Raw genomic sequence first — 2,692 nt, 5'->3', positions numbered from 1 at the left:
AAGAAAATTTAAAAAAGCTCCTAGGAAGGGAAATCGACCTTTTAGAGGAACAGACTTTAAAAAATCCTATTCTCATAAAATCAATAAATGAATCCAAAGAAATGATTTATGGATGATGGCAGTTTTGTGCCTCACCCATTTTTTAAGGATTAATTCAATTATAGCTGTTTAAAAAACACTAATTTTATTGAATGGATTACAAAGACCACATAACCATAGATTCAGAAATCCGTTTTGGAAGGCCCATTGTTGCCGGAACCAGAATTTCGGTCTACGATGTTCTCAACTGGCTTTCAAAAGGGATGGGAAAGCAGGACATTATCAGGGATTTTCCGGAACTGAACGAAGAAAAATTAAATGCTTGCCTGGCATTTGCAGCCAACCTGGAAAATAGAATCCGTGTGGGGTAATAGGGGGTCATGCCATTACCAGTTCCGTGCTTCTTTTTCGAGGTCTTCGACCGATGTAAGCTCGCCCCTTTGGATTTCGCCTTCGGCATCCAAAAGTTCCTGATTGTACTGCTTCCTCATCAAAGGTTTTCCATCGACGGTATACCCTACGATACCATCATCTTCATGGTAGCTTTCCACTAATGCCTTTATCATTTTGAGAAGCCTGTTGTCTGCATCGATATAGTTCTGTACGCTCTATTTTAAATCCAAGGTTGCCATTTCAATAGTGTTTCTAACAAAATAAAGTTACAACTTCCGTTCCATAGATTTCAATTTAACGGCTAAAGGATTAGATGCCAATTCCAGATAGTACCATTTATATCGATTTGATTACATTTGCAATGACGAAATAAAAAGCACCGAAAAAGTTCACAAATCGTCAACATCGAAATCACCGAATACTGAAAATCCTTTTAAAATAGGGGGTTCAGAGCTTTGAGTTCGATTCTTGCCGAGGCTACAAAGATTTTGCAAACTTTAGGTTCAAGTTCTCCCAAAGCATAGGAGTTGCCGAGGCTATAAAATCTTCCCATCAAATATCCGCTAGTTACAACGGCACTTTTTGACAAAATATTAAAATAGTACCGTTCATACTGACGATACGTTAAAACTTACCGTAAGTCTAACCATCCTCCCGGATTAGTTTTATATTAGAAGCACCTTTAAAAAACCGTACCACCCTTATATGACCAATACAAATGCCGAGGCCGAGAGATTGGCCGTTCCCAATAATTATAAGAACTGGAAAAGATGGGGGCCGTATCTGGCCGAAAGACAATGGGGTACCGTTCGAGAAGATTACAGTGCGCACGGGCATGCCTGGAATTTTGTAGACCATGAAAAAGCACGAAGCAATGCCTACCGATGGGGCGAAGAGGGTATTGGAGGATTCTGTGACTCGCGGGAGATACTTTGCCTGGCCCCGGCCTTTTGGAACGGCAAGGATAGGATTCTAAAAGAGCGTTTGTTCGGACTGACCAACGATCAGGGCAACCACGGGGAAGACGTTAAGGAACTTTATTTCCATCAGGTATCTACCCCGACACATTCCTACTGCAAGTATCTGTACAAATATCCGCACAAAAAATTCCCGTATGCCGGATTGGTCAAGAAAAACAAACGAAGCCGAGACGAACCAGAGTATGAGCTGCTCGATACGGGAGCTTTTGAGAACAATGCGTATTTTGACTGTTTTATAGAATATGCCAAAGCGGATGTCGGCGATATCCTTATGAAGATTACCGTGGTAAACCGAGGGTCGAGAAAGGCGAAACTACATGTACTGCCCCAGCTGTGGTTCCGGAATTATTGGAAACATAACAAACGCTACATACGGCCCGGTATGAAATCGGTAGGTGAAGCTTGTGTGCAATCGCGCAGTGTTCGTAACGGCAGGTACTATTTCTATCACGAAAACGGCGAACAGCTTTTTTGCGAGAACGAGACCAATAATCAACGTATTTATGGTGTGCCGAACGAGGGCGATTACGTAAAGGACGGGATTAACGACCATGTCGTAAACGGAAAACCTACCGTAAACCCCGGCAAGAAAGGGTCGAAGTTGGCAATTTGGCACAGGCTTGAACTGAAAGCGGGTGAAGAAAAAACGATACGCGTACGCCTTCGTAAAAAGAAATTAAAGAATCCGTGGTCCAATTTTGATGCCATATTTGAACAACGAATACGGGAGTGCGAGCAATTTTATGACGATGTCATACAGAACGACCTCCCCAAAGCTCACCAAGAAATTACAAAAAGAGCCTTTTCGGGTCTGCTTTGGACGAAACAATTCTATTACTACGACGTTTTCAAATGGCTTTATGGAGGGCCCGGGGAAGCTACACCGTATCGCTCCGATGCCCGAAATACCGATTGGCAGCATCTGACCAACCGGCACGTCATCTCCATGCCGGACAAATGGGAATACCCGTGGTACGCCGCTTGGGACCTAGCCTTTCACATGGCATCGTTCGTAGAAATCGACCCCTATTTTGCCAAAGAGCAACTGTTGTTGGTGCTTCGGGAGAGCTATATGCATCCTAACGGACAGATTCCCGCTTACGAGTGGAATTTTAGTGATGTGAATCCGCCCGTGCATTCGTGGGCCGTATGGAATGTCTATGAAAAGGATAAGAAGCGAACCGGAAAAGGCGATACCGATTTTTTGGAAAAAGCCTTTCATAAACTGACGATCAACTTTACCTGGTGGGTGAACCAAAAGGATAAACACGGAACGAATC

At 43.4% G+C, this 2,692-nt stretch carries 2 protein-coding genes and 1 pseudogene; 2 read left to right on the top strand and 1 reads right to left on the bottom strand.

Annotated features, from left to right (window positions below):
• Positions 1-191 precede the first annotated feature (191 nt).
• Complete coding sequence (locus ACEW8S_RS12215) at positions 192-410, top strand: DUF433 domain-containing protein (RefSeq protein ID WP_373518428.1); 219 nt, start codon at positions 192-194, stop codon at positions 408-410.
• Positions 411-425: 15 nt separating this feature from the next.
• Here ACEW8S_RS12215 and ACEW8S_RS12210 read toward each other — a convergent pair whose 3' ends face one another.
• A complete protein-coding gene (locus ACEW8S_RS12210; protein WP_373518427.1) occupies positions 426-605 on the bottom strand; it encodes a hypothetical protein in 180 nt (59 codons plus the stop codon).
• A 532-nt stretch (positions 606-1,137) separates the two neighbouring features.
• On the opposite strand from ACEW8S_RS12210, the pseudogene ACEW8S_RS12205 reads away from it, so the two are divergent.
• A pseudogene (locus tag ACEW8S_RS12205) lies at positions 1,138-2,692 on the top strand (glucosidase); the annotation flags it as partial.

Source organism: Pricia sp., from assembly GCF_041745955.1.
Taxonomy (GTDB): Bacteria; Bacteroidota; Bacteroidia; order Flavobacteriales; family Flavobacteriaceae; genus Pricia.
The sequence above is the reverse complement of the archived record's forward strand: the minus strand, read 5'-3'. Positions and strand labels throughout refer to the sequence as shown.

Bases quoted from the DNA above. Each gene is read 5' to 3' on its own strand.
- ACEW8S_RS12215 (WP_373518428.1), top strand. From the start codon at position 192: ATGGATTACAAAGACCACATAACCATAGATTCAGAAATCCGTTTTGGA.
- ACEW8S_RS12210 (WP_373518427.1), bottom strand. From the start codon at position 605: ATGATAAAGGCATTAGTGGAAAGCTACCATGAAGATGATGGTATCGTA.